Annotated in this window: 24 protein-coding genes and 1 tRNA gene; 9 read left to right on the forward strand and 16 right to left on the reverse strand. The window is 56.1% G+C overall.

Annotated features, from left to right (window positions below):
• Positions 1 to 132: 132 nt before the first annotated feature.
• On the forward strand, positions 133 to 2,151 hold the full coding sequence (gene rep, locus CLH62_RS08740; RefSeq protein WP_099617782.1) for a DNA helicase Rep: 2,019 nt from the start codon (positions 133 to 135) through the stop codon (positions 2,149 to 2,151).
• A 65-nt stretch (positions 2,152 to 2,216) separates the two neighbouring features.
• Here rep and CLH62_RS08745 read toward each other — a convergent pair whose 3' ends face one another.
• A complete protein-coding gene (locus CLH62_RS08745; protein WP_099617783.1) occupies positions 2,217 to 2,630 on the reverse strand; it encodes a c-type cytochrome in 414 nt (137 codons plus the stop codon).
• 202 nt (positions 2,631 to 2,832) lie between these two features.
• Between CLH62_RS08745 and CLH62_RS08750 the strand changes: the two genes are divergently transcribed.
• On the forward strand, positions 2,833 to 3,171 hold the full coding sequence (locus CLH62_RS08750) for a hypothetical protein (protein ID WP_099617784.1): 339 nt from the start codon (positions 2,833 to 2,835) through the stop codon (positions 3,169 to 3,171).
• Positions 3,172 to 3,185: 14 nt separating this feature from the next.
• A complete protein-coding gene (locus tag CLH62_RS08755) occupies positions 3,186 to 4,301 on the forward strand; it encodes a phospholipase A (RefSeq protein ID WP_099617785.1) in 1,116 nt (371 codons plus the stop codon).
• 156 nt (positions 4,302 to 4,457) lie between these two features.
• Here the strand turns inward: CLH62_RS08755 and CLH62_RS08760 are convergent, their stop codons facing one another.
• The 12 genes from CLH62_RS08760 to CLH62_RS08815 form a co-directional block, all read right to left on the reverse strand.
• On the reverse strand, positions 4,458 to 5,816 hold the full coding sequence (locus CLH62_RS08760; RefSeq protein WP_099617786.1) for a phosphohexomutase domain-containing protein: 1,359 nt from the start codon (positions 5,814 to 5,816) through the stop codon (positions 4,458 to 4,460).
• An 8-nt stretch (positions 5,817 to 5,824) separates the two neighbouring features.
• Positions 5,825 to 6,301, reverse strand: coding sequence for a bacterioferritin (bfr, locus tag CLH62_RS08765; protein WP_099617787.1), 477 nt, complete (start codon positions 6,299 to 6,301; stop codon positions 5,825 to 5,827).
• A gap of 89 nt (positions 6,302 to 6,390) precedes the next feature.
• Entirely contained in the window at positions 6,391 to 6,597 is a 207-nt protein-coding gene (locus CLH62_RS08770; protein ID WP_099617788.1) for a bacterioferritin-associated ferredoxin, read from the reverse strand.
• Positions 6,598 to 6,720: 123 nt separating this feature from the next.
• Positions 6,721 to 8,007, reverse strand: coding sequence for a Xaa-Pro dipeptidase (pepQ, locus tag CLH62_RS08775; protein WP_099617789.1), 1,287 nt, complete (start codon positions 8,005 to 8,007; stop codon positions 6,721 to 6,723).
• Between the two features lies 1 nt (position 8,008).
• Positions 8,009 to 8,914: a LysR family transcriptional regulator gene (locus CLH62_RS08780; protein WP_099617790.1), complete on the reverse strand. Its 906-nt coding sequence runs from the start codon at positions 8,912 to 8,914 to the stop codon at positions 8,009 to 8,011.
• A gap of 88 nt (positions 8,915 to 9,002) precedes the next feature.
• Positions 9,003 to 10,013 carry an ABC transporter ATP-binding protein gene (locus CLH62_RS08785; RefSeq protein WP_099617791.1) on the reverse strand — a complete coding sequence of 337 codons (1,011 nt, stop codon included), beginning with the start codon at positions 10,011 to 10,013 and terminating at the stop codon, positions 9,003 to 9,005.
• On the reverse strand, positions 10,010 to 11,008 hold the full coding sequence (locus CLH62_RS08790) for an ABC transporter ATP-binding protein (protein ID WP_099617792.1): 999 nt from the start codon (positions 11,006 to 11,008) through the stop codon (positions 10,010 to 10,012). Before CLH62_RS08790 ends, CLH62_RS08785 begins: the two co-directional genes overlap by 4 nt.
• 4 nt (positions 11,009 to 11,012) lie before the next feature.
• Positions 11,013 to 11,945: an ABC transporter permease gene (locus CLH62_RS08795; RefSeq protein WP_099617793.1), complete on the reverse strand. Its 933-nt coding sequence runs from the start codon at positions 11,943 to 11,945 to the stop codon at positions 11,013 to 11,015.
• On the reverse strand, positions 11,942 to 12,991 hold the full coding sequence (locus tag CLH62_RS08800) for an ABC transporter permease (protein WP_099617794.1): 1,050 nt from the start codon (positions 12,989 to 12,991) through the stop codon (positions 11,942 to 11,944). Before CLH62_RS08800 ends, CLH62_RS08795 begins: the two co-directional genes overlap by 4 nt.
• A 94-nt stretch (positions 12,992 to 13,085) precedes the next feature.
• Positions 13,086 to 14,648, reverse strand: a complete 1,563-nt coding sequence (locus CLH62_RS08805) for an ABC transporter substrate-binding protein (RefSeq protein ID WP_099617795.1) — start codon at positions 14,646 to 14,648, stop codon at positions 13,086 to 13,088.
• 156 nt (positions 14,649 to 14,804) lie between these two features.
• Positions 14,805 to 15,530, reverse strand: a complete 726-nt coding sequence (locus CLH62_RS08810; RefSeq protein WP_099617796.1) for an LrgB family protein — start codon at positions 15,528 to 15,530, stop codon at positions 14,805 to 14,807.
• The gene (locus tag CLH62_RS08815; RefSeq protein ID WP_099617797.1) at positions 15,520 to 15,879 is read right to left on the reverse strand and encodes a CidA/LrgA family protein; all 360 of its coding nucleotides are present in this window, start codon (positions 15,877 to 15,879) and stop codon (positions 15,520 to 15,522) included. The genes CLH62_RS08810 and CLH62_RS08815 overlap by 11 nt, the downstream gene beginning before the upstream one ends.
• Before the next feature lie 75 nt (positions 15,880 to 15,954).
• On the opposite strand from CLH62_RS08815, the gene CLH62_RS08820 reads away from it, so the two are divergent.
• The 6 genes from CLH62_RS08820 (at position 15,955) to CLH62_RS08845 (ending at position 22,503) form a co-directional block, all read left to right on the forward strand.
• Positions 15,955 to 16,497: a YaeQ family protein gene (locus CLH62_RS08820; RefSeq protein WP_099617798.1), complete on the forward strand. Its 543-nt coding sequence runs from the start codon at positions 15,955 to 15,957 to the stop codon at positions 16,495 to 16,497.
• 167 nt (positions 16,498 to 16,664) lie between these two features.
• Positions 16,665 to 17,867, forward strand: a complete 1,203-nt coding sequence (locus tag CLH62_RS08825; protein ID WP_099617799.1) for a thiamine pyrophosphate-dependent dehydrogenase E1 component subunit alpha — start codon at positions 16,665 to 16,667, stop codon at positions 17,865 to 17,867.
• A complete protein-coding gene (locus CLH62_RS08830; RefSeq protein ID WP_099617800.1) occupies positions 17,864 to 18,841 on the forward strand; it encodes an alpha-ketoacid dehydrogenase subunit beta in 978 nt (325 codons plus the stop codon). The genes CLH62_RS08825 and CLH62_RS08830 overlap by 4 nt, the downstream gene beginning before the upstream one ends.
• Before the next feature lie 26 nt (positions 18,842 to 18,867).
• Positions 18,868 to 20,472 carry a dihydrolipoyllysine-residue acetyltransferase gene (locus tag CLH62_RS08835; RefSeq protein ID WP_099617801.1) on the forward strand — a complete coding sequence of 535 codons (1,605 nt, stop codon included), beginning with the start codon at positions 18,868 to 18,870 and terminating at the stop codon, positions 20,470 to 20,472.
• A 9-nt stretch (positions 20,473 to 20,481) separates the two neighbouring features.
• Positions 20,482 to 22,326, forward strand: coding sequence for a protein kinase domain-containing protein (locus CLH62_RS08840; RefSeq protein WP_099617802.1), 1,845 nt, complete (start codon positions 20,482 to 20,484; stop codon positions 22,324 to 22,326).
• A gap of 100 nt (positions 22,327 to 22,426) precedes the next feature.
• A tRNA-Arg gene (locus CLH62_RS08845) sits at positions 22,427 to 22,503 on the forward strand.
• A gap of 423 nt (positions 22,504 to 22,926) precedes the next feature.
• On the opposite strand, the gene CLH62_RS08850 is transcribed toward CLH62_RS08845, so the two are convergent.
• The 3 genes from CLH62_RS08850 to CLH62_RS08860 all read right to left on the reverse strand — a co-directional run bounded on the left by CLH62_RS08850 (position 22,927) and on the right by CLH62_RS08860 (position 26,436).
• Positions 22,927 to 24,306, reverse strand: coding sequence for an AlbA family DNA-binding domain-containing protein (locus CLH62_RS08850; protein ID WP_170005779.1), 1,380 nt, complete (start codon positions 24,304 to 24,306; stop codon positions 22,927 to 22,929).
• A 128-nt stretch (positions 24,307 to 24,434) separates the two neighbouring features.
• Complete coding sequence (locus CLH62_RS08855; protein WP_099617804.1) at positions 24,435 to 25,025, reverse strand: DUF6988 family protein; 591 nt, start codon at positions 25,023 to 25,025, stop codon at positions 24,435 to 24,437.
• A 73-nt stretch (positions 25,026 to 25,098) separates the two neighbouring features.
• Positions 25,099 to 26,436: a hypothetical protein gene (locus tag CLH62_RS08860; RefSeq protein WP_143752367.1), complete on the reverse strand. Its 1,338-nt coding sequence runs from the start codon at positions 26,434 to 26,436 to the stop codon at positions 25,099 to 25,101.
• Positions 26,437 to 26,746: the final 310 nt, after the last annotated feature.

The raw sequence follows: 26,746 nt of genomic DNA on the forward strand, positions 1-26,746 counted from the left end.
CATTTATGCGTGAACAACCGAGTCCGTTCTACCAATCATAGTCGATAGATCGTCAAGGTACAGGAACGCCCGCTCGTGTAGAATAACCCCACGTCCGTTTTCCCCATTTCGTTCCATTCTGGCAACTAATTTGTGAACAAGCTCAATCCGAGACAAAGCGAAGCAGTCCGCTATTCAGACGGCCCCCTGCTGGTATTGGCTGGTGCCGGCAGCGGCAAAACCAGCGTGATTACCCGCAAGATCGCCTACCTGATCGAGCAGTTGGGCATCCCTGGTCGTCACATTGCTGCCGTGACCTTTACCAACAAGGCCGCGCGGGAAATGAAGGAGCGGGTTGGCCGGATTGTCGACCGGAAGTTGACCCGGGGTCTGATTGTATCCACTTTTCATAATCTTGGCCTCAATATGATCCGGGAAGAGCACACCCACCTCGGCTACCACCCCGGTTTTTCCATATTTGATGCCGAGGATGCCAAAGCTTTGTTACAGGATCTGATGCTCCGGGAAGCCAGTGCCGAAGCCGGCGACGAACTCAGCGATGTCCAGATGACCATCTCGTCCTGGAAAAACGCCATGCGCGCGCCGGCCGAAGCCTTGAGCAAGGCGGCGGACGAACGGGAGCAGCGGATCGCGATCATTTACAAGCAGTACAACGAGTACCTGAAGGCCTATAACGCCGTAGATTTTGATGACCTGATCCTGCTTCCGGTGCAGTTGTTCCGGTCACACCCGGACGTGCTCGCGAAATGGCGCCGGAAGATTCGCTACATGCTGGTAGACGAATATCAGGACACCAACGTATGCCAGTACGAACTGGTCAAACTGCTGGTAGCCGAAAGGGCGGCTTTCACGGTGGTCGGGGATGATGACCAGTCGATCTACGCCTGGCGCGGTGCCCGCCCGGAAAACCTGGAGCAGCTCAAGGAGGACTTTCCCAGCCTGAAGATCGTCAAACTGGAGCAGAACTACCGCTCCACGGCCCGAATCCTTCGCAGCGCAAACATGGTGATCGCCAACAATCCCCACGTCTTCGAAAAGGCGCTTTGGAGTGACCACACCATCGGTGAAGAGATCCGGATTGTCCGATGCCGCAACGAAGACGCGGAAACCGAGCGGGTTGCTACCGAGATTCTCGACCAGAAACTGAAAAAAGGCCTCGATTTCCGGGATTTTGCCGTGCTTTACCGGGGTAACCACCAGGCCCGCCTGCTGGAGATCAAACTCCAGGGCTACCAGATTCCCTATCGCATCTCCGGTGGCCAGTCGTTCTTTTCCAAGAACGAGATCAAGGATGCCATGTCGTATCTGCGCCTGATGATCAACCCCGATGACAACGCCGCTTTCCTGCGGGTGGTTAACGTACCCCGCCGGGAAATCGGTCCGCGCACGCTCGAGCAGCTGAGCCATTACGCCCGCTCCAGGAACGTCAGCCTGTTCAAGGCCCTGGGCGATATGGGAGCGGAAACTCATGTTACCGAGAAGGGTCTGGACCGCCTGCGACGATTTGCCCACTGGGTAGATGCCACCTGCGAGCGGTTACACAGCGAAAACCCGGTCCCCGTAATCAAGCAACTGTTTACCGACATCGAGTACGAGGAATGGCTGCACCAGCACTCTGGCACTCCCAAACAGGCCGAGCGTCGGATGGAGAACATCTGGTATCTGGTGGAGTCCATTCAGCGCATGCTGGATGATGGCAAGGGCACCGCCGACGAACTGGGTATCGAGGACGCCATCACCAAGCTGATCCTCCGGGACATGATGGAGCAAAGGGAAGAAGAGGACGACAGCGACAAGGTTCAGCTGCTGACTCTCCACGCCTCCAAGGGCCTTGAGTTTCCCCATGTGTTCATTATGGGCCTGGAGGAAGAAATTCTTCCCCACCGGAGCAGCATTGAAGAGGGCAACATTGAGGAAGAACGGCGGCTGATGTACGTGGGCATCACCCGGGCCCGGGAAACACTGACCCTGACCTACGCGGCAGCCCGGAAACAGTACGGCGAAAAACTGGAAACCATCCCCAGCCGGTTTCTGGATGAACTGCCGGAGGAGGATCTGAAGTGGGAAGGTCTGGGCGACCTTGACGTGGAAGCCAATCACAAAAAAGGCAAAGCGACTCTCAGCGCCCTGCTGGGGGATCTTGGCCTCTAGCCTAGCCCCCCCGGAATGCAAAAAGCCCCACGAGGGGGCTTCAAGACACCGCAAGGCCTGTTCAGTTACTGGCCTTGTTCGACAAGGTACTCAACGGCCGCCTGAATTTCCTCGTCGGGGCAGCTTGCACAGCCACCCTTGGCAGGCATGGCATTGAAGCCGTTAATTGCGTGACTGATCAAGGTTTCCATGCCCTGGTCGATCCGCGGAGCCCAGGCTTCTGCATTACCAATGACCGGAGCGCCGGCAGCACCAGTGGTATGACAGGCCATACACACGGCGTCGTAAACTTCGCTTCCTGAGCGGGGACCAGAACTGGCAGACTGGGTCGGAGCCGCGGCGGCACCGCACTGCTCACCCTCAAGACATACTTCGCCAACCGGCTCGATCCGCGCGCGAATTTCGTCTTCAACACTCGCCATTACAGCGCCGGCTGTCAGGCCAAGAACGACCAGTACAGCAACCAGGACTCTCTTCATCTTCACAATGCACCTCGCATTTGAGCGTTATAATCTTCGGTCGCCGCATTATAGCGACTGAAACCTGGCAAAAAAACCAAACAGCAAAATCATAAATTGATTTCAACCATTTTAATTGCGATTTCGTAAGTCGGAGGGTGTTTCGCGGACAATCCGGTTACCATGGTGTTCGACGATGTTTAACGATTCAGGACCTGTTTCCATGACCAATACGGAACCAACTTCGCCTCACCCGCTGCGCAAACCGCTGCTGATTGCCGAATTCGCTGCACTAGCGGTGTTACTGGCTTCCATGGGGTGGTTTTCCAGCCAGACCGGCGACGGCCAGACCATCAGTGCGGCCTGGCTGTTGATCCCCGCTCTGGCGAGCCTGGGCGTCTTCCTGAGTTTCATCGGGCTGATGTACCTACGCTGGGTGGCATCCGCCGACAGCGCCAACCGGTTTCGCCACAAGGTCATTTTCTCGCTTTTGGCGGTTACCCTGATCGGCATCTGGATCTACGGCATAGCCAATACCTGGGTAAGCCTGAACGCCAGCTAGGAGAATCATTGCTCATGACGTGCTCTCGTGCCTTATTGGCCGGAACCCCGTTCATTCTGGCCTGTGTGCTGCCCGCCGCCGTCCAGGCAGAATCCACGCCGGAAATTCCGATCGATTTGCCTGAGCAATGTGCGTTGATCGAAGACGGTATCCAGAGGCTCGCGTGCTTCGACAGCATTTTCAACTCGGAGAAAGCGCAGGCACAGGCTACCGAGGCAGAGAAAGAAGAAGCCCGCAGCAGCCTTGGTAGTCTCGCTCCAGATGGAGATGCGCTGAAGCAAGCTGGCGGTAATGGCCTGGAAGAGGATTCGGACACTGGCGTAATGTCCGCCCTCATGGACCGTTATGTCGCTGCCGAGAAAGCGGTATTTTCATTTTCCGGCAGTTTTGTCGGGCACCGGCCCACCTATATCCTGCCGGTGACCTGGGTGGAGGATCCGAACTCGACTCCGACCAGCCCCAAACTGGGTTCCATCGGCTACGATTACGAACTGGCGCGGGAAGAAGCAAAGTATCAGATCAGTTTCAAGGTTCCTTTGTTGACCGGCTTTCTGGACGACCGCACCACCATGTGGTTCGGCTACACCCAGCAGTCCTTCTGGCAGGTCTATAATCAGGACGATTCTGCGCCTTTCCGGGAAACCAACTACGAGCCGGAGATCTTTGTGCGTTATCAGATCGATTGGGATATCGGCCCTGGCCGATTGAACGGGGTAACACTCGGCATCAATCACCAGTCGAACGGGCAGGCTGAACCTCGGTCACGGAGCTGGAACCGGATCATTGCTACCGCAGCCTACAGCTATGACCGCTGGCTTTTCATGGTGCAGCCCTGGTACCGGCTTCCAGACGGCAGCAACGATGATAATGCGGATATTGAGCGGTATCTGGGGCATGCCAATTATCAGGCAGTTTACAAGCTGACGGAGGACCGTACGTTTTCGCTTCGACTGATGAATAATCTGAGGTCGGATAACAAGACGTCGGTGGAGTTCGGGTACAGTTTTCCGATGGGGGATACGGTTAAGGGGTTTTTCCAGTACTACAACGGGTATGGGGAGAGTCTGATTGACTATAACCACCGGATTCAACGGTTTGGTATCGGGGTTATGCTGAACGACTGGTTCTGAGTTATCCCAGGCTTTCGGTGCAAGACCGACTGGTGCGATCCCCTCTCCTGAAACACGCTCCTTGCGGCACATCCATGTGGCGCTTGGGCTCCGCCATCCATGGCTCCGCACAGTTTCAGGAGAGGGGATCGCACCAGTCGGCCCCGAAATCCGGAGTCAGCCTTCTTCGTTCAGCCTCTGCATTTCTTGTAACAGCTCTTCCGTCTTTGCTTCCATCAACGGAATATCCGCCCTCGATTCCACGTTCAGGCGCACAACCGGCTCGGTGTTGGACATCCGGAGGTTAAAGCGCCAGTCGTCGAATTCGATGCTCACGCCATCGACGTGACTGACGTTTTTGGCGCCGACGCTGTATTTGGCTTCGATCGCGGCGATCACTTTCGGGGGATCGGCGATGGTGCGATTGATTTCGCCGCTGGCCGGGTAGGCTTCGATTCGGGCGTCGATGAGGGATGAGAACGGCTGACCGGACTGGCAGAGGCGTTCGGCGATCAGCAGCCAGGGGATCATGCCGCTGTCGCAGTAGGCGAAATCCCGGAAGTAGTGGTGGGCGCTCATTTCGCCGCCGTAGACGGCGTCTTCGTCGCGCATTCTCTGTTTGATGAAGGCGTGGCCGGTTTTGCTTTCGATGGGTTCACCACCTGCGGCCTTGACCAGCTCTATGGTATTCCAGATCAACCGTGGGTCGTGGATGACTTTGCCGCCGCCGGTTTTGCGCAGGAACTGGTCGGCCAGCAAGCCGACGATGTAATAACCCTCGATGAAGCGGCCGTTTTCGTCGAAGAAGAAGCAGCGGTCGTAGTCGCCATCCCAGGCGATGCCCATGGCGGCGCCCTGTTCGATAACAGCGTCGGCGGTGGCCGCGCGGTTTTCCGGGAGGATCGGGTTGGGCACGCCGTTTGGAAAATGGCCATCCGGCTGGTGGTGCACTTTCACGAATTCGAAGGGAAGATGCTGCTCGAGTTCGTCGATGACCAGGCCGGCGCCGCCGTTGCCGGCGTTAACCACGATGGTCATGGGGCTGAGTGAACCGGCATCGACGTAACCCAGCAGGTGGTCGATGTAGGCGCTCATCACTTCCAAAGGCTCGTAACTGCCCTGCTGCGGTGCATCGGCAAACGGTTCCAGAACGCGATCGCGGATGTCGTTGAGGCCGTTGTCGGAGCTGATGGGCCGGGATTCGGGGCCGACCATTTTCATGCCGTTGTGGTCTTTGGGGTTGTGGCTGGCGGTGACCATAATGCCGCCGTCCATCTTGTAGTGGCTGGTGGCAAAGTACACCTGCTCGGTGCCACACAGGCCAATATCAAACACATCCGCCCCGGCGGCCATCAGGCCCGAGCTGAGGGCTTCGGTGATGTCCGGGCTGGACAGGCGGATGTCGTAGCCGACGATCACTTTTTTTGCGCCGGTGATTTCCACGTAGGCGCGTCCGATTTTTTCGGCCAGTGCCGGATTCAGTTGATCCGGCACGCGGCCACGCAAGTCGTAAGCTTTGAAACAGGACAGGTCCATTGTCTGGTTTACTCCGAAGCGGATGATTGAAGCTGAATATAGTTCTGAATGCCCATCTGGGTGATCATTTCCAGCTGGGTTTCCAGCCAGTCGATGTGCTCTTCTTCACTGTCCAGGATACTGCGGAACAGCTCGCGGCTGGTAAAGTCCTGAACCTGCTCGCAATAGAGAATGGCTTCTTTCAGGTCAGTATGGGCGATCTGCTCCAGCTTGAGGTCGCAGGAGATCATTTCCTCGACATTCTCGCCAATAAGCAGCTTGTTCAGGTCCTGGAGGTTCGGCAATCCTTCGAGAAACAGGATCCGCTCAATGAGCTGGTCCGCATGCTTCATTTCATCGATGGATTCTTCGTATTCCTTGGCGGCCAGCTTGGTGATGCCCCAATCCTTGTACATGCGGGAATGGAGAAAATACTGGTTGATGGCGGTCAGCTCGTTGGCGAGGACCTTGTTGAGATACTGAATGACTTTCTTGTCGCCTTTCATGCTGCGGCTCCCTGATGGCCGGGTGAATCAGCCTTTTAGGATAGCCCCTTATCGGACAAGAGAAAAATACAGTCTGGCAATCGAGACGGTCAGGCCGGCTGGGCGAGCAGGTTGGCCAGTGCCAGGTAGTCCGGTGAGCGACTCTCCCTCAGGATTTCCCGGGCGGTGCAGGCACAGCGGCCGCATTGGGTACCAACACCCAGTTCTTTTCCCAGCTGACGCATGGAAGAGACACCGTTATCGGCGGCTTCGCGAATTTCCCGGTCGGTTACCCCGTGGCACAGGCAAACATACATAGTAATGACTCACCAATGACGTTAAAGGTTAGTGATAATTATTGTCATTAGCATCCCAAAATGCAACCCCATTTGGCTTAAATTTGTGCAACCGAGTGTCCCGGGCCAGGAAGTGTTTACGACTTACGGGGCCCGGGTCAGATTCCGGCTTCCTGTCCCGGTGACCACCACGTTGTCCTCAATGCGAATGCCACCACAGCCTCGCAACCGGCTCAGCAACTCCCGGTTCAGATACTGTCCTGACTCCCCTGCCAGCAAGGATTCCAGTAACGACGGGATGAAATAGAGGCCAGGCTCGATGGTTACCACCATCCCGGGCTCGAGTTGGCGAGTCAGGCGCAGGAATGGTGCATCCTCCGGCGCAGGTGCCGGCTTGCCGGCAACGTCATGGACCTGGACACCGAGAAAGTGGCCAATACCGTGGGGAAAGAAAGCCCGGGTAATGCCCTGCTCCACGATGCTCTGATCGTCCAGACCAGTCACCAGACCGGTGGCTGACAGTAATGCGGCAATGCCCTGGTGGGCCTTGCGGTGGATATCAATGTAGTCCACACCGGGCGCCACCATGTCACAAAGCCGAAGCTGGAGCCTCTCGAGTCCGTGAATCACGGCGGCGAAGTGGGACTCGCCCGGCCCGGCCGTGGTGCGGGTGATGTCGGAGCAGTAGCCCCGAAACCGGACACCGGCATCGATCAACAAGCTGCGGGGATGGCCCGGAGGCTGGGTGTCGTAATACTGATAGTGCAAAGTGCCCGCATGCCCGTTCTGGCCGATGATGCTGTGGTACGGCGCATCGGCTTCCCTCTGCCGGGTAGCCTGCTGATAGGCGAGGCTGATGCCAAACTCGCTCTCGCCATTGACAAAAGCATCCCGGGCAGCCCGATGCCCCGCCAGTGCCATGCGATTGGCCTGGGCCAGGCATTCAATCTCGTAAGCGGTCTTGCGCACCCGGGTTTCGTCCAGAGCTTTGAGCAGGCCTTCCGGATTTTGTTTACCCGCCGCGGTACCAAGCAGGGCCGGATCACCGATCACCGCCAGGGTACCCGGATCATCGAGCAATGGCGCCTCAGGCGACTGGCTGCTGCGAACTTCAATAAAGGCCTGCCAGGGCTCTTCCGGCAACGGCTGGTTGGCGTGCCAGAAATCCACCGGCTCGTGAAGCCACAACACCGGCTTTTGACCGGTCCGGACCCACAGCCAGCAGTGTTCTCGGCCGGTCAGCCCGGTCCAGTGCAGGAATGGGCCATAGCCCTGGAAATGCCAGGCCTGATCGTCACCATAGCGATATGGTGCGGCGCCGGAGGCGACCAGCAGGCTATCGAAGCCATGATCTGCCAGGGCCGATTCATACCGGACCTGCAGCTCTTTCAGGTGATCAAGCTGTAACGACAGCAGGGCATCATCAGGCATATCAGATTTCCAATTGTTTCCAGAGGGTTATCAGGTCATCCGAGCGGGCATCCCGCAGGCGGATCAGGCGAATTTCCAGGGGCACATCCCAGAGTTTGTCGCCGGCGCGCACCAGGCTGCCGAATTGTTCGCTTTTTTCCGTCATGCGTTTTGGCAGCCAGCCCATACCAAAGCCCTGTTTGACCAGGGCCTTGATACTGGCAGACTGGGTATTCTCGTTCAGGGGCAACAGGTGTGCGGTCAGTTTTTGCCTCGCCAGATGCCCCTCAATCGCGGATTGGAGAAACCCCCGGTTGTGATAGGCAATCAATGGTACCGGCTGCTCCTGACTGCCCGGCAGAGCGAAACGGGGATGGCCCTGTTCGTCCACCACACTGACTGGCACCAGGGATTCCCGGGCCAGAACCAGCCACTCAAACCTGTCCTCGATCAGCCGGCCACCCCAGGGGAGGTCCGGATGCCAGTAACACAACACAAGATCGCATTCACCATTTTCCAGGGCATCCAGAAACTGTTCGCCGACCCAGCTAGTGGCTTTCAGGTTGAGCTGGAGGCGCCCGGCTATGCCGGCATCCCTGGCCCAGCCCTGATAGAAATGGGAGAACAGTCCCTGGGTAGAGCCGACACTGATCCGCGATGACGCCTCTGCTTCAAGGGCGGCGATTCGATCCTTCGTGTCCCGCACATCCCGGGTAATCCGTTCACAGAATTCCAGGAACAGTTCACCTGCCGGCGTCAGCGACAACGGCAGGGTCTGCCGGTTGACCAGTATGCTGCCCATGGACTCTTCCAGCAGCCTGATCCGGCGGCTGAACGTAGGCTGGCTCACGTGCTGCATTTCAGCAGCACGTGAGAAATGACGCGTGCGGGCCAGCGCCAGGAAATCTTCCAGCCAGCGTACTTCCATGAAATCCCCCGGGGTCAGGTGGAAAGGCTAAGTGGTTGTATCGATCCGGGCTTGACTGCTGGCATCATAGCCTATCGCAGCACACCCGTTACAACCGCCCCTCTTCCACCGCGTGGCAGGCCACCTGATTGCCACCATCGGTGGTGATCAACCCGGGCACTTCCTGCCGGCAACGTTCGTTGGCGTAGGGGCAGCGGCCGTGAAACACACACCCTGAAGGCAGGTTCACCGGCGTGGGCACCTCGCCTTTCAGGCGGATGTGGTTGGGCCGGTCGTCCTCGAGCTTGGGAATGGCGGACAACAGCGCCTGGGTATAAGGATGCCGGGGTGTCGCAAACAAAGTTTTGGTGTCCGCCAGCTCACATACCCGGCCCAGGTACATCACCGCCACCCGGGTGCCGAAATGCTCCACCACCGCCAGATCGTGGGTGATGAACAGATAGGTAAGTCCCCGGCTCTCCTGGGCATCCATCAACAGATTCAGCACCTGGGCCTGGATGGACACGTCCAGGGCGGAAATCGGCTCGTCCGCGACGATGAACTCCGGATCCACCGCCAAAGCCCGGGCTATGGCTATCCGCTGGCGCTGGCCACCGGAGAACTCATGGCCGAAGCGACTGCCCCAGTCCGGATCGATGCCCACCGAATGCATCACTTCATGAATCTTGTCCCGCACCTGGATTGGCGACCAGTCCGGATGATGAAAGCGGATGGGCTCTTCCAGGGTCTGCTGAATGGTCATACGCGGATTCAGGGACGCATAGGGATTCTGGAAGATCATCTGCATCTTTCGCCGGTACGGCAGCGAAGCCTTGCGTTCCAGGTTGTCGATGCGCTGGCCGTCATAGTGGATCTCCCCGGCGCTGGGAGAAAGCAGACCCATCACGGTGCGAGCTATAGTGGACTTGCCACAGCCGGATTCGCCCACCACACACAGAGCCTCGCCCCTCTGTACTTCCAGGTCGACGCCGTTAATGGCGTGCACCGCTTCCTTTTTGCGGCGGAAGCGGCCACCCTCGAAGGTTATCTGTTCCAGCAAGCTGCCGGAGAGGTCAAAGCGTTTTTCCAGCCCGCGAATACTTACCAACGGGGAGGTCATGATTCGGCCTCCTGCATGTGTTTCTCCTGCTCAATCAGGTTGGCGACTTCGTAACAGGCCACATCCACATTGCCCGAGCGGACATAGTCCGGCATCGAGTGCTTACACTGTTCAGTGGCGAAGTTGCAGCGGGGATGGAACGGGCAGCCCGTGGGCACATTTTTCAGGGACGGCATGGAGCCGGGAATCTGGAACAGCCGCGCGCCCGGCTCGCCCAGCTGGGGTAGAGCATTAATCAGCCCCTGGGTGTAGGGGTGCTGGGCATCATTGATAATTTCCCGGGTCGGGCCCTGCTCAATGATGCGACCGGAATACATCACCAGCATGCGCTGGGTTACCTGGGAAACCACGCCGAGATCATGGGTGATCAGCATCAGCGCCACGTTCTCCTGCTCACACAAGTCCAGCAGCAGATCCATGATTTCCGCCTGAATGGTCACATCCAGGGCTGTGGTGGGCTCGTCGGCAACGATGATCTCCGGATCCAGCAGCAGCGCGATTGCAATGATCACCCGCTGGCGCATACCGCCGGACAGCTCGTGGGGATACTGATCAAGGCGTTTGCCCGGGGACGGAATCTGCACTTTCTGCAGCCGGTCCAGGGCGATCGCCCGGGCTTCCTTCTTGCTGATTTTCCGGTGTGCCAGTATGGCCTCCACCATCTGGGTACCGATGGTCAGTACCGGATTCAGTGTCATCATCGGGTCCTGGAAAATCATGGCGATGCGGTTGCCCCGGATCTTCCGCAGCTCCCGCTCACTCATGGCAGCCAGGTCCCGGCCCTCGAACAGGATCTGACCGCCGGCGATGTAGCCGGGTTTAGCGATCAGGTTGAGGATGGAAAACGCCGCCACGGATTTACCGGCGCCGGATTCGCCCACCAGGCCCAGCCGCTCGCCTTTATCAAGGCTGAAGCTGATACCCCGGAGCGCCGTCAGGTCGCCACCACGCACCGCAAAGCGGACATCAAGATCTCTTACTTCCAACAGTGCCATGGTGTTACCCCTTGTACAGCCGTGGGTTCATTACATCCCGCAACCAGTCACCCAACAGATTGATGACCAGCACCAGCACCACCAGCACCAGGCCCGGGAGCAGCGTGATCCACCAGGAACCGCTCTGGATATAGTCGAAACCGGACTTGATCAGCGAGCCCAGGGACGGCTGGGTTTCCGGCATGCCCAGGCCCAGGAAGGACAACGCCGCCTCGGAGATAATGGCGTTGGCGATCTGGACCGTGGCGATCACGAAGATGGGCGACAGGGTATTGGGGAGGATGTGCCGGAACATGATCCGGGGCGTGCTGAAGCCCATTACCTTGGCGGCGTCCACGTACTCTTTTTTCTTCTCCGCCAGCACCGAGGCGCGCACGGTGCGGGCAATCTGTGGCCATTCCGACACACCGATGATAAAGATCAGCATGTAGATGGCGATTTCTCCAAACATCAGGTTGCCGAAACTGGCCTTGAAGACGGCGCCGACAATGATCGCCACCATCAGCGTGGAAAAGGACAACTGCACGTCGGCAATGCGCATCAGAACGGCGTCCACCCGGCCACCCAGGTAACCCGCCAGCAGGCCAAACAGGATGCCAAGCGCCGCCTGCAACACTACTGCACCGAAGCCGATCATCAGTGACACCTGTGTGCCGTAGAGAATGGTTGAGAGCATATCCCGGCCCTGGGCGTCAGTGCCCAAAGGGAAGGCAGGATCGGACCCCGCCAGCCCGGCCGGCGGCAGCTCCGAGTTCATGATGTTGATCTGTGCCAGATCATAGGGGTCAGCAGGCGCCAGCAGGGGTGCAAACACCGCAGCCAGCACCATCAGCATCAATACCACGAAGCTGACAATAGCCACTTTGTCGCGTTTGAAGCTGTACCAGAGGAAGGACTCGCGGAAGCGGTCCCAGCGGGAAACCGTTGCCGTTGTCATGCTTTCTTACCTGTCAGTTTGACGGTGGGGTTAACGAGACCGTAGATCAGGTCCACCAGCGTGTTGGTGATCACAAAAATCAGACCCACCACCATCAGGTAAGCCACGATCAGCGGGATGTCGCTGCGAGTGATGGCTTCGAGAAACATCAGGCCCACCCCCGGCCACTGAAACACTGTCTCGGTGAGAATGGTGTAGGCCACCATGATGCCGATCTGCACCCCACCCACGGTGATCACCGGCAGCATGGTGTTCTTGAGGGCGTGCAAAAAGTTGATGCGGCCAGCGCTCAGACCTTTGGCCCGGGCGTAGCGGATGTAGTCGCTTTGCAGCACTTCCATCATCTCGGCACGAATCAGGCGGATAAACAGCGGCAGCATGATCGACGCCAGCGAGACCGACGGCAGGACCAGGTGCATCAGGCCGCTTTCGCTGAAGAAACCGGATTCCCAGGTGCCGAATAGGTGTGTCAGTTCATCGCCACGGCCATAGGAAGGCAGTCCACCCTCGGTGGAGAAAAAGTCGTTCAGCCACTGCCCCCATCCGGTGTCCTCCGGGAATGCACTCACTGTGACACCGATGGAAAACAGCTGGATCAGCATGATGGCCGTCAGGAACACCGGGATGGATATACCGACGGTGCTGATACCCATGAAAAATTTTGACAGCCAGGCCTGGGGCCGGATGGCAGAGTAAACCCCGATGGGAACCGAAAACACGACAATGATCAGACTGGCGCCGATCACCAGTTCCAGGGTCGCCGGCAGATGCTCCGCGATCACTTCCAGGGTCGGCTTGCTGTAGAAATAGGAATTGCCCAGATCACCCTGAAGCGCGTTACCCGCAAAGCGCAGGTACTGCACCACAACCGAATCGTTGAGCCCGAGCTCGTCCCGAAGGGCCTCACGCTCTTCCTGGGAGACAGACATGCCCACCATCTGCTGAAGCGGATCACCAAGGCCATCCTGAATGGCAAAGGCGATCACGCTGATCACGAACATGACCAGAAACGCCTGGGAAATCCGCTGAACCAAAAACGCTAACATGAAGGTTTTACCGGTAGTGAATTTCTGAAAGCCTCTCTCCCCTGGCGGGAGAGAGGTTTGGAGAGAGGGGGTAACAAAGAGTCACGAGCCCCGTTTATTCAACGACCAGGTCTCCCAGGTACGGGAAGTTCATGACATTGAGCACCGGCTCAATCTTCACGTTCTCCTTCGACGCCCAGGCCAGGTCCTGCCAGTGCAGCGGAATAAAGGCGGCGTCCTCGTAAAGGCGCTGCTCGACTTCCTGCAACATGGCTGCCCGCTTGTCCCTATCGGTCTCCACGTTGGCCTGGTTAACCAGCGCATCAAGCTCCGGGTTGCAGTATTTACCGGCATTGTACTGGCCAGCACCGGTCTCAGCGTTCGGACAGAAGGTCAGAAATTCGAAGAAGTTGGCGGAATCCTCAGTATCCGCATGCCAGCCGATCATCATCATGTCTGCGGCGCGGTTGTCATACTCCGGCCAGTACTGTGCCTTGGGCAGAGTTTTCAGATCCACCTTGATGTTGATGCGGGCCAGCATCGCGGCCACCGCCTGTGCGATCTTGTCATCGTTCACATAACGGTTGTTGGGCGCCATCATGGTGATGGTGAAGCCGTCCTCATATCCGGCCTCCTTCATCAGCGCCTGGGCCTTGGCCACATCGAAACGAGGCGTGAGTGATTCGTTAAAACCCTGGTAGCCCCGGGGTGACATCTGGGCGGCAGGAGTGGCAAAGCCCTTCATGATCTTGGCGGCAATACCTTCCTGGTTGATGGCATAGGCGATCGCCTGGCGAACCTTCGGGTTCTTGAAGGCTTCCACCCGCTCCTGGTTCATGTGAAACAGGATGATGCGGGTACCGCTCATGGTGACCAGGCTGGAGTCTTCATCCCGCTTGATCCGCTCGAGATCCGTGGGCGGTACCGGCGCAATGAAATCCACACCACCGGAAAGCAGGGCCGAAACACGGGTATTATTCTCCTTGATCGGCGTCAGCGTGATCTTGCCGACGTTGCCCGGGGATTCGGTGTCCCAGTAATCATCGAACCGCTCAAACTCTACACGCACGCCCTGCTGACGATCCCTGATGATGTAAGGACCCGTACCAGACATGTTCTCTGATGCGAAGGAGTTGCCATGCTTGGTGATAGCGCTCTTGCTTTCGCCACTCTCGGTCTTGCCAGAGTAAAACTCGCTGTCCATCGGAAAGATGTAAGTCGCGGTATTCAGCAGCAGCGGGTAGGGCTCTTTAGTGACCAACTCGAAGGTGTAATCGTCGATCACTTTCAGCTCGCTGAACGGCTGGAAAATCGCCTTGTAATCCGGGCTCTGCTTGAGACGCTCCAAGGTGAACTTCACATCCTTGGAGGTCAGTTGGTTGCCAGAGTGGAATTTCACCCCTTCCCTGAGTTCGAACCGCATGGTGTTTTCATCGATGCGCTCCCAGCTTTTGGCCAGGCGCGGCTCGAACTTCAGATCGGACGTCCAGCGCACCAGCGGATCGAATGTCATGTGGCTGAGCTGCAACATGCCACCAGAGAGCTGCTCATGAATATCAAGGGTCACGGGATCGGCGTCATACGCCATCTTCAGTTCCTTGGTCGCCTCGGCAGACAGGGCTACCGGTGCCGCCGTCAGGACCATGGAACCGACAAATGCTGTAATCAGTTTTTTCATCGCGTTTTCCGTCGCTGTTTTAGGAATTTTCACGGAACATCGGCGCAGAAGGACGCCGAATGCCTGAGCAACAAGCTAGTCTCGGAAAACCCTTACGGCAATCGAAATTGCGACATGGCGTTATTCGCCAGGTGAATGACCTGATTTGGCGCAGCCCTACAGGCGGAAAACCAGTGGCAGAATCAGCGCGGTGAACACGCCAGTGAGGCCCATGCCCAGGGAGGCAAATGCACCGGCAGTATGGCTGATCTCAAACGCCCGCGCCGTTCCGACGGCATGGCCGTTCAGACCCAGGGCAAAGCCCAGGATTCGTTCATCCTTTACCGGCAACAGGCGCGCGAGCAGGTCAACGAAGAGGGTTGCGACCACGCCGGTAATCAGCAGGCCACCCATCATCAGGGGAACAGAACCACCCAGCTGTTCGGTGATCCCGATGGCAATCGGTGCCGTCACCGACTTTGGCGCCAGCGACGCCAGCACCTCCGGCGTGGCACCCAGAGCCCAGCCAATCACCACGGCGTAAACCGCCGCCATGGTAGCGGCGATCGGCAAGGTCACCACGATCGGGCGCCACATGGCACGGATATGGTGCATCTGCTGGTACAGGGGAATGCCCAGGGCAACCGTGGCGGGACCCAGCAGAACCGAAAGCCAGCGAGCGCCCTGCTGGTAGCTCTGGTAATCCACTGCCAGAAAAGCGATCACCCCGGCCAGAAGTAGTGCCGACAACACCACGGGCGGCAGCCATAAAGGCCGCCCCACGCGGGAGAACAACCAATTGCCAGCAAAGAAGGCTCCCAGGGTTAAGCCAATGGCGAGAATCGGCGTGGCTGCGAGAATGTCCGGCAGCGCCTGGAGTCGGGCGAGAATCTCATTCACCATCGCCATCCCCCCTGGCTGTCACCAGTTGCATCAACAACAACGTGGTGAGAACACTCAGAAAGGTGCCAACGAGCAAAGCCGTCGCAACCGCCAGCCACTGCCCGGAGAACTGATCGGCGGTGAAGAACACCCCCACAACACCCGGCATGATCAGCAGCACCAGTACCGAGATCAGCCCCTGGCTGGCCGAGGCCAGCTCATCGCTCACGTTGCCTTTCACCATCAGGGTGAAGGTAATGACGACCATTCCGAGAACGCCGCCACTGACCGGCAATGCGAAGAGCACCCGCATGGACTCACCAAGGATAAAAAACAGCACCAGGACCAGAAAACCACGCAACATCGACATGCGTTCACACTCAGCCACGGAAGAATTGCATTACACTAGCTCAAACCGACACCCCGATACCAATGCAGGAAGCCCATGGCGCTCAAAGCAACCATCTTCAAGGCGACTCTCAACATCGCCGATATGGACCGGCACTATTACGCGGACCATCACCTGACCATCGCCCGGCACCCGTCGGAAACCGATGACCGAATGATGATCCGGCTGCTCGCGTTTATCCTTAATGCCAGTGAACACCTGGAATTCACCCGGGGTTTGAGCACGGACGACGAGCCGGAGCTCTGGCAAAAAAGTCTGAGTGGAGAGATCGAACTCTGGGTCGAGCTGGGCCTGCCGGACGAAAGCCGTCTGCGCAAGGCCTGCAACCGGGCAGACCGGGTTATCCTGTACACCTACGGCGGCCGTGCCGTGCCCCTGTGGTGGGAAAAGCACCAGGGCAAACTGACCCGCTTCAACAACCTCACCATCATCAACCTGCCACCGGAAGCCACGGAGCCACTTGCCGACCTGGCAGAGCGTGGTATGAATTTGCAGTGCACCATCCAGGACGGAACTGTGAATATCGGCAACGAAGACACCCTCGTCAGCCTGACACCTGAACCACTCTACCCCGATTAAAAAACTGCGCTCCGGCCCTACCAGAGCGTCGCAGTTTACGTTAAGGTAAACTTTAGCCGGTATTGACGAGGGCCACACCAGGTCCCGTCAGCTTGGCTATACTAAAGCCAACGACACCCTCACAAGGGGTGTTTTGTTCCTCAGGCCACTACCCCAGGAAGAGGATTATGACAACAACAAAAGCCAAAGTTGTTTACTCCCCGGTCTTTACCGACGGTGCGGAATTCCGGATTCCCACCTTTAAACTACTGAAACAGGACGGTTCCCTTTTTAAGGGCGCCAAAGCGCCGGATCTGGATAAAGAGAAGGCCCTGCGCATTTACCGTGCAATGGTCACCACCCGGATTCTCGATGAACGCATGCTCGCCGCCCAGCGACAGGGGCGTCTCAGCTTCTACATGCAGTGCACCGGTGAGGAAGCGGCCGTAATCGGCAGCGCCGCAGCACTGGACGACGCCGACATGATTATGGCGCAGTACCGGGAACAGGGCGCCCTGGCCTATCGCGGCTTCTCCATTGATGAATTCATGAACCAGCTGTTCGGCAATGAACTGGACTATGGCAAAGGTCGCCAGATGCCCGTTCACTATGGCTCCAGCAAGCTGAACTACATGACCATTTCATCGCCGCTGGCCACGCAGATTCCCCAAGCCACCGGTTATGCCTACGGCCAGAAATTGGCGGGCGACGGCCACTGCACCATTACCTACTTTGGCGAAGGCGCCGCCTCGGAAGGCGACTTCCACGCCGCCCTCAATATGGCCGCGGTCCATCGCGTTCCGGTGATTTTCCTGTGCCGCAACAACGGCTACGCCATATCCACGCCGGCCACCGAGCAGTTCGCCGCCGATGGCGTTGCACCGCGGGCCTACGGCTACAAAATGGACGTGATCCGTGTCGATGGTAACGATATTCTCGCCATGCACGAGGCCACCAAAGCGGCACGCCGCCTGGCCGTGGAGCACAATCGCCCGGTACTGATTGAAGCCATGACCTATCGACTGGCCGCGCACTCGTCGTCCGACGATCCATCCGGCTATCGCAGCAAGGACGAGGAAGCCGTATGGCGCGAGAAAGACCCGATCCTGCGCATGCGTCTCTGGCTTGAGCGCAAGAAATGGTGGACTGAAGACGACGAGAAGCAGCTGCAGGAGAACATGCGTCGCGAAGTGCTCGAAACCATGAAGCGGGCCCAGAAGCGGCCGCCACCGGCGCTGGATACCCTGGTCAGTGATGTTTACGACGAGGTGCCGCCAGCCCTGGCTGAACAGTTCGATAAACTCAAGGCCCACATCCGCCGCCATCCGGATGCGTACCCGAAGAGTGCTGAACACGCGAAGGGAACGGCCAAAGAGGGAGGCCTGAAATGACACAGATGAATATGCTCCAGGCCATTAACAACGCCCTTGATACCGCCATGGCCGCCGACGAACGGGTGCTGTGTTTCGGTGAGGACGTGGGCATCTTCGGTGGCGTTTTCCGGGCCACCAGCAACCTGCAACAGAAATACGGCAAGTCGCGCTGTTTTAATACGCCACTGGTAGAGCAAGGCATCATCGGCTTTGCCAACGGCCTCGCGGCCCAGGGTTCCGTGCCGGTCGCCGAGATACAGTTTGCCGATTACATCTTCCCGGCCTTTGACCAGATCGTGAACGAGTCGGCCAAGTTCCGTTACCGCTCGGGCAACCTGTTCAATGTGGGCGGACTCACCATTCGTGCACCCTACGGTGGCGGCATTGCCGGGGGGCTCTACCACTCGCAATCGCCGGAGGCCTATTTTGCCCACACACCGGGCCTCAAGATTGTGGTACCGCGCAACCCGCACCAGGCCAAAGGCCTGCTGCTTGCTGCCATCCACGACCAGAACCCTACCCTGTTCTTCGAGCCAAAACGGCTCTACCGCGCCTCCGTCGGTGACGTGCCGGATGAAGATTACCGGCTGCCACTGGGCGAAGCCGAAGTGCTCAAAGAAGGCACGGATGTCACCGTACTGGGCTGGGGTGCACAAATGGAAGTGATTGAACACGCCGTCGAAATGGCGGAAAAAGAGGGCATTTCCTGTGAAGTCATCGACCTGAGAACCATCCTGCCATGGGATGTGGAAACCGTCGCCAACTCGGTGTTCAAGACCGGGCGCCTGGTGGTTACCCACGAAGCCCCGCTGACCGGCGGTTTCGCCGGCGAAATTGCGGCGACCATACAGGAGCGTTGCTTCCTGTACCTGGAGTCCCCGATCGCTCGGGTGACCGGGATGGACACACCCTTCCCGCTGGTGCTGGAAAAAGAGCATCTGCCCAATCACCTGAAGGTCTATGAGGCCATCAGGTCGAGCGTGGATTTCTAGGTTGATATCAGGACAGGAGAGCAATCATGAGTGATTTTATACTGCCCGATATCGGCGAAGGTATCGTGGAGTGCGAACTGGTCAAATGGCTGGTCAGCGAAGGGGACATCATTGAAGAGGACCAGCCGGTTGCCGAGGTGATGACCGACAAGGCGCTGGTGGAAATTCCCGCGCCTTACAAGGGCAAGGTAACCCGCCTGTATCACAAGGAAGGCGACATTGCGAAGGTTCACGCTCCGCTGTTCGAACTGGTGGAAGAGGGCAGCGACAGCGAACAGGACGTAGCACCTCAAACACCAGCGACAGAAGCCGGAGCTGACCCCAAGGAAGCAGAGCCTGTGCAGGAAACCACTGGCACCACCACAACCAATGACGATGAGACCGAAGACTTTATCCTCCCCGATATCGGCGAAGGTATCGTCGAATGTGAAGTGGTGGAATGGCGAGTGGCCGAGGGTGACGAAATCGAGGAAGACCAGCCGGTAGTGGATGTCATGACCGACAAGGCCATGGTCGAGATTACCGCGCCCAAGGCTGGCCGCGTCACGAAGCTTTACCATAAGCAGCAGGAGATGGCCCGGGTGCATTCCCCGCTGTTTGCGTTTATTCCCCGTGACCGTGACGAGCCCACCGAAGTAAAAGCCGCATCGAAGCCGGCACCGGAACCCTCCCCGGCTACCGCAAAACCTGCTTCAACAGGAAACCGGCAGCGGATTCCCGCCAGCCCCGCCGTGCGCCGCCTGGTGCGGGAGCACAACCTGAACCTGTCGGACATCGCCGGTTCCGGTAAGGATGGCCGGGTACTGAAGGCCGATGTGCTCGCCCACCTCGACAAGCCCACTGCGCCTGCGCAAAGCCAGGAACGCCCCGGCGAATCACAGCCGGCAAGTGCAGGCGGTGGACGCAGGATGCCTGATCGCGAGCAGGAAGTCCGGATAGAACCGATCAAGGGTATGAAAGCGGCGATGGCCCGCAGCATGGTCAAGTCGGCAACCACCATCCCGCACTTCATCTACAGCGAAGACATCGACGTTACCGACCTGCTGAAACTGCGGGAGCAGCTCAAACCGGAAGCCGAAGCCAGGGGCTCACGGCTGACACTGATGCCATTCGTCATGAAGGCCATGGCCCTGGCGGTTCAGGAGTTCCCGGTGCTCAACAGCCGTGTTAACGACGACGTTACCGAGATTCACTACCTGCCCAATTGCAATATCGGCATGGCGGTGGACGGCAAGGCCGGGCTGATGGTTCCCAATGTCAAAGGTGTTGAGAGCCTGACCCTGCTGGGCATTGCCGATGAAGTGGCCCGTCTGACCGAGGCGGCCCGCTCGGGCAGGGTAAGCCAGGAGGACCTCAAGGGCGGCACCATCACCATCTCCAACATTGGCGCACTGGGCGGCACCTATGCCTCCCCCATCATCAATGCCCCGGAAGTGGCGATTGTTGCGCTGGGGCGGACCCAAAAACTGCCTCGCTTCGACGGCAACGGCCAGGTGGTGGAACGGGCCATCATGACCGTGAGCTGGGCGGGGGACCATCGCATCATTGATGGTGGCACCATTGCGCGTTTCTGCAATCGCTGGAAAGGATACATGGAATCGCCGCAATCGATGTTGTTGCATCTGGGCTGACGGGGCATCATGGCGCAGAACACGCAACTGCAGCAGTTCTACATACCTGAAGAGCAGTCGATCTACCTGCTCAGTCATGATGATGCCAAGAAGCTCAAGGACTGGGTGGCGCTTTGCGCCGCTCAGCTCCGCCAACTGGGTTACCTGGACATTGAGCTGATTGGCAAGGGCGCCTACGGGTTCGTGTTCGCGGGCCGCCTTCCAAGCCCGGACAACACCGGCCCCGAACACGTCTTCAAATTCACCCGCATAAACCTGCCCCAGCACCTGCAGGACCGCCTGGAAGACGAAGCCTACATCCTCGAGCAGGTCCGGCACCCAAGAGTGCCCCGGCTGATCGCCTATCAGCGGGCCCACAACCAGCCCATTCTGGTGATGGAGCGGGCCGCAGGTCTTAACCTGGAAGAAGTCTCGTTGCGTGAGGGCCGCCTCAAACCCCGGGTGGTGATGCGCATCGCCGACCAGCTTGCGGACATTCTACGCAACCTGCGCCGTGAGAACGGTCCCGCCGGACGACCCATCGTGCATGGTGACATCAAGCCATCAAACCTGGTCTTCGACGCCAGCACTGAAAACATCGCCCTGATCGACTGGGGCTCCTCGGTGTTCGCACAGCTCGATGCCAACCAGCAGTTCCTCACCACCAATGTCATGGAACTGATGTCCGATAACCTGCAACAGACCAATGCCCGGCTGGGGGATGTCTACTTCATTGGCGAGGAGCAGCTCAACGGCGGCCTGTCGTCACCGCGTTTTGATGAACAGGGCGCTGCCGGGACGCTCTATGCACTGGCTTCCGGCCAGTCATGCCGTTTTGGCCACCAGGCGATTCCCGCCACCTCCCTGGGGCTGCCCATGGAGTTCGCCCGCATGCTGGACGGCATGCTGGCCCCGGATCCAGAGACTCGCCGGCGGGCCGGTGATTACTATCTGAATGAAATGCCAAGAATGGCGCGCACGGTGATGATTGATCTGCCGGAGCCCCCGGCAAATCCATTGGTACCAGTGTGGACACGGCCTTCCGAACACGACATCGACACCGTGGTGTACAGCTCCCGCAAATCCTTCCTTCGGCAGGAAGGTGCTCCGGAAACGCTCAACGATGTTAACGACGTTCAGCTGGACCGCTACTACAAGAACTTCATGCAGGGCATGGGTGAAACGGAAAAGGCCTTCCTGGCCGCCGTCAGCCGACTGGGACGATACCCCGTCGAAGGCGGCCTCGCCGTGCGCTGGGAGACCGATGGGGTCTACATTGACACCTCACTGAACCTGCACGACCCCAGCCTCAAGACCGCCTTCATCAGGGCCGTCAACAACATGGTCTACCTGGCCCAGGCCATTTATCGCCAGGGTATCTTCAAAAGCTGCCTGTTCAACGCCCGCAACACCCTGCACATCGACCGCGCCGAACCGGACCAGCCGTTCGTGATCGAGCCGGGCATGCAACTGCGCTACGAGGTCAGTGCGGCACCCGAAGTGGAAGACGAATCCCGGGTGCATTCCTATTTCGAGGACGGGCCGGACCCGGAGGAATTCCTGGTGCTGCCGCAAACCATCATCACCGCGCTGGAGTCCCTGAACGATATCCATCACACCGGCATGATCATCTTCGAAGCCCTGCCCCGCCACCTCAAGATCCACAGCCACTACCGCTTGCTGGACCCGGACCGAGAGGGAGAGTTTTCCGGACTGCTCGATGAAATCCTCTCCGCCGTGGACCAGATCACCGGCCTGGGCGTGTCCGGCTTCATGAAAATGCCCTACAAGGACACCCGCTTCTTCCCCCACATCGAACGCCTGCCCGAACGCTACTACCCACGAAACCCCAGAGCGGAGACCGATTCCGCCTGATCGTTATTACGAGCTAAACCAGCACCAACAGGACTGGACAGGGCACGCCATCACACGTAAGATTGCGCACTCGAAATTGATGCAACAGCAATAATTTCAAGCGCCCGTAGCTCAGCTGGATAGAGCGCTGCCCTCCGGAGGCAGAGGTCAGAGGTTCGAATCCTCTCGGGCGCGCCATATTTATCAGGGACTTGCGTGAAAACGCAGGTCCTTTTTTTGGCCTGTGCCCAAATGGTGCCCTGACAGTGCCTATCATTTTTCAGAGATTAACCTCCAATTTTTTTATCGACCTTTGCCCTCCTTTGCCGTTTGCGCGATTTGGGCACAGTTTCCCTAGCCTTGCCTAACCCCACCAACTAACGTAATGCAACCCTATGTCGAGTGGTTAGCAAGCCGGATTTTTCCAACTCCGGGTGGACCTAAAACGGGGCCAGGTTCACACCCTCACCGCTCCGCAGGATGCTCAGCAGGCGGAAGTAGCAATGGCGCGGAAGGAGTCTAGCTGCCAGACTGCGCTTTGGTCGCAAAGCGAACATTCAGGTTTGGCAATAACGCCAGCGGCAGGGGCGCGACGAAAGGAGCGTCCCTTGACCGCACTTGTTAGGGATCTTGTGTGTAAGAGTTAATCTTATCGAATCCCCACGCTTCTGTATCTTTGGTGAACTCTTCTGGACTGGAAACTATTCCAACCGAATGGAAGATGTTATAAAAAATAGGTGCAGAATATAAGTAAGGAATCGGTTGGTACTTTTCTTGTGAGGTAAAATCGACATCCCTTACGGAAAAATTATGTATAAACATGTTTTCTTCTTTCGGCTCACTTGGAACTGAAATCACATTATCGGCTGTGATGGGAATAGAGTTTTCTCGGATTCTCTCCAAAAACACCTCGGAATCCACATAAGGAGAGGTGAAAAATACGTTTCTCAATGTAAAGCACGAATATGTATTTCTCTTATCACCTTTAAAATTCAAAATCTGAAGATAAAAGTTTGCAAGGGAAGCCAAAGCCTGAGCCAGCAAAGAGTAATCTACAATTTTTATATTTGAGTAACCTTGAAGTCGAGCTAGTTCGCAAAAGTCATCAACGTACTTATGCTTATCACGTACTTCCGAAAAGGAATCAAAATCATACGAATTCAAAGGGATATCCAGGCGGGCAGTACCATCATGCCACCACCTGAAGCTCAATGTAGCCAAGCTGGGGTCATTGCCGTCGATTTGTCTTGCTAAATACCCGTCTGCCGTGGTTTGAAGGGCCTGCATAGGACACCAAACACCAAGTGCACTAACGTCTTTATTCTTGATAATTCTTGAGAAATCATCAAAGGAAAACTTTCTCTCCGGCCCTACTTGATGTTGCGCAGGTCTAAGGTAGATGTGAGCCCAAGCCATATCTGATTGAGCATCTGGAAGATCGGGAATGGTTCCTAAGAAATGAGTTACCTTTTCTTGGTGGTTTGTTCCCCGTCTCCAGAGTTCGTCAAGAATAAATCGGTCAGTTTCTTCTTTCGGTTTGGATTGATCAGCCAACCGACGATAAATCCTTCCCGAAGAATGGATATGTGGAGTGTTTAGGCTCATGGGTATCCCAACGATAAGGATACAGTAACCGTTAGCCAACCCTATTTCCTCAATGGGTCCGCTGATTATACGCTCTTCATACAAAACCTCTGGATTCACATGTGCGGCGGCAGCTTCCCTGATGTCTCTCGATACCTTTTCTAACTGATCATTCGGTATCCCAGGAAATCTTGAAGCGGTTCGTGTTCCGTCGGAACCTTCCTCTACCCCGATGAATAACCAGCCGCCATACTGGTTTGCAAAGCCAGACAAATGCTTAGCAAAGTCAGGAATTTTGAGGCCCTGCACTTTGTAATCAATGTACCAACCTTCTGAAACGGATTTAAGACGTAACAAATCGTCGGCACCGATATTTTCCAAGTTGTTCTTAAAAGGGTAGTACGAATAATCTAGCAAAGCTCTACTCCCTAACGAATGATTGTTCAGCGGCAGCCTTGGCAGAGCGTAGCGGTTACAAGGCTGTCCGGTGGAGGGCTGCCAGGCCCGGAACGAACTGGAACAATTTATTTGAACGTTGATACCCCTTAAGGCTTGGCAGGCGAAAGTCTCTTGATCGCCTCGTCGGCCAAATCGATGCGCCCGGCCTCAATTGCAATTTGCTGGAAAGCCATAAGTGCAAAAGTACCAGAGAGACGTATAACTTCCTCTATTTCCTCAGCTTCATAATTGGGTTCAACGCTGTTTCCCGAAAATCTCCGGCCTGACTGAAGCGCTCCACCATGGGTGTAGCTGTTCATTGCGCTCCAAGAGTTTGCCTTGAGCCCTGAGAGAACCCCGTCGCCAAACCCTGGAACAGCCTCGACAGCCGTTACTAGATGACCGAAATTCAAATTCAGTTTGTCGGATTGATACTTCAGAATTTCCGAATCCGTAGCACAGTGCCTCAGCCATACGCCTCTGACAAAAGCTTCGAATACTGAACGAACCAACGCAAAAGCTGAGCCGTAGATTTTGCCTCGGGCCAGAACAGCAATACCAAGATGATGCTCTATGACTAGGTCATGACATGATATGGACAACGATGCTCGGGTTCCTCCGGGCATCTCTAGCCCATCTAAACGCTCGGCGATCCATTCATGCAATTCAAAAGACTTGGGCACTATTTTTTGAGTCATATCGCTCTAACGCCACGCTCTGGGGCAAACCGGAGCGAAGCGTAGGTTTGTCCCTAGCAGCGTTTTGTTAGGGCTAGGAAAAGACAAGATCTTCATTTTCTTCAATCCCGATTTCAAGAGAATAGTTGTCTCTGAGCTTTCTATTCGATTCCACAAAAGAATGGAGTCGCAAAGATGTATTGTTAGAGTTCAATTGAAATTCCTGAGTTGCACTAATCGACGGAATCTGATCAGTATCACCAAAAACCATCGAACTCATGTCTATCGTTAGCTTACCGTTTAGACTACTTACTCGGGAAATATCAAAATGGTGTTCATTGAATAACCCTTCTGATTCACACTCAATTTCTAATAATAGACTTACTTCAGGCATCTTTATGAAAGGAACATAATCCTCGTACTCAGGAATATTGAAAAAGCCTTCTGCGCTTAATACTGACACCTTCGCGGTGATCCTTATTTTTGTTCGACATTTGGTATATCCATGCTGATCATGTGCATCTTCTAATATTTCAGGCTGATCAATATTTGTGGTTGCCTCATATATCGCCAAAACTGGCTCTTTTTCAAAGGGAAACCTATTTTCGCTACTATTTCTATGTGGCGTAAAGTTCTCATTCAACCATCCTTGTAGGGTAATCTCCGGCATGTAGGGTGGCGCTCCACAGTGTCCGTGATCCCGCACTTTTATGCTTAGTGGAAGTTGCTTTACCGTGCTTGACTTAAATCTTTGAATAGCTTCATTCAGTAAAGCATCATAACGATGCTCTAAATCACTAAGAACTTCTGTGGCTTTTTCGTATATGCCGTTCAAGTCCACATCAATATTTCTGGAATGACCGAACAACCCTTCCATCCCGGGGAGCGGACTATGTGGAACAACATTGGCTCGCAACTGGCGCGGAAGATTATTTGCTGATGCATAGCAGGCTTTTAACACTGAAACCGACCGAGGTATTAAGTTACCCATTACTCTGACTAGCGAATCAGGATTCGCCTTTATTGCAAAGTGTTGGAGTTGATTCCTAACACTATTCAGGACATCAAATGACGAGGTCAATTGATTTAGATCCTTTTTCTTTAACCCATTTATTATTTTGAGAGAAACAAGCCTTTGAATTGTTTCCGTTGGGCTTATTGTTTTAGCCTCATCAAAAAGATAGCTATTCTTACCATCAAAAAAACCTTGATAGTAGGAAAGAATTTCCTTCATTGTGGTCTTATCGTCGAGAATAAATATAGGGTTTTTCTGAAAAAGTAGATCTTTGAAAAGGGTTTCCAGGCCGTGATGAACCTTAATGATAACCTCTTTCATTAAGTAAGGATCTTCACCAGTTTCTAGAAAATCATTAAGATTTTTTAATCCAATTGCTAAAGAGTGTATTCCATTCTTATAAGGAGTTATTTCCATCTCAACCTCGATTGGTCATGAGTAGTTTAAAGCCCTAACAGCAATTAGACCGACGTTTCAGTGACTGCAAAACTTTGACTGCTTCATTATTACTGACCTTGCACCATCAATCACGCTGCACATAAATCGATAAAACAACAGCTTAGCTGAGCAATGCCATCTCTGCCATGTAATCATTCAGCGTCTGCAATTTGCTCAGCCCATCATACTGGATGAAATGATTGTGATTAGCTTGGAGGCTCTGGAGGAGCCCTGGGTCGAATGTTCACTTTTGTTTAAAAGCAAACAATTCCTGACATGCGCAATAAAA

It is taken from the genome of Marinobacter guineae, assembly GCF_002744735.1.
Classification (GTDB): Bacteria; Pseudomonadota; Gammaproteobacteria; order Pseudomonadales; family Oleiphilaceae; genus Marinobacter; species Marinobacter guineae.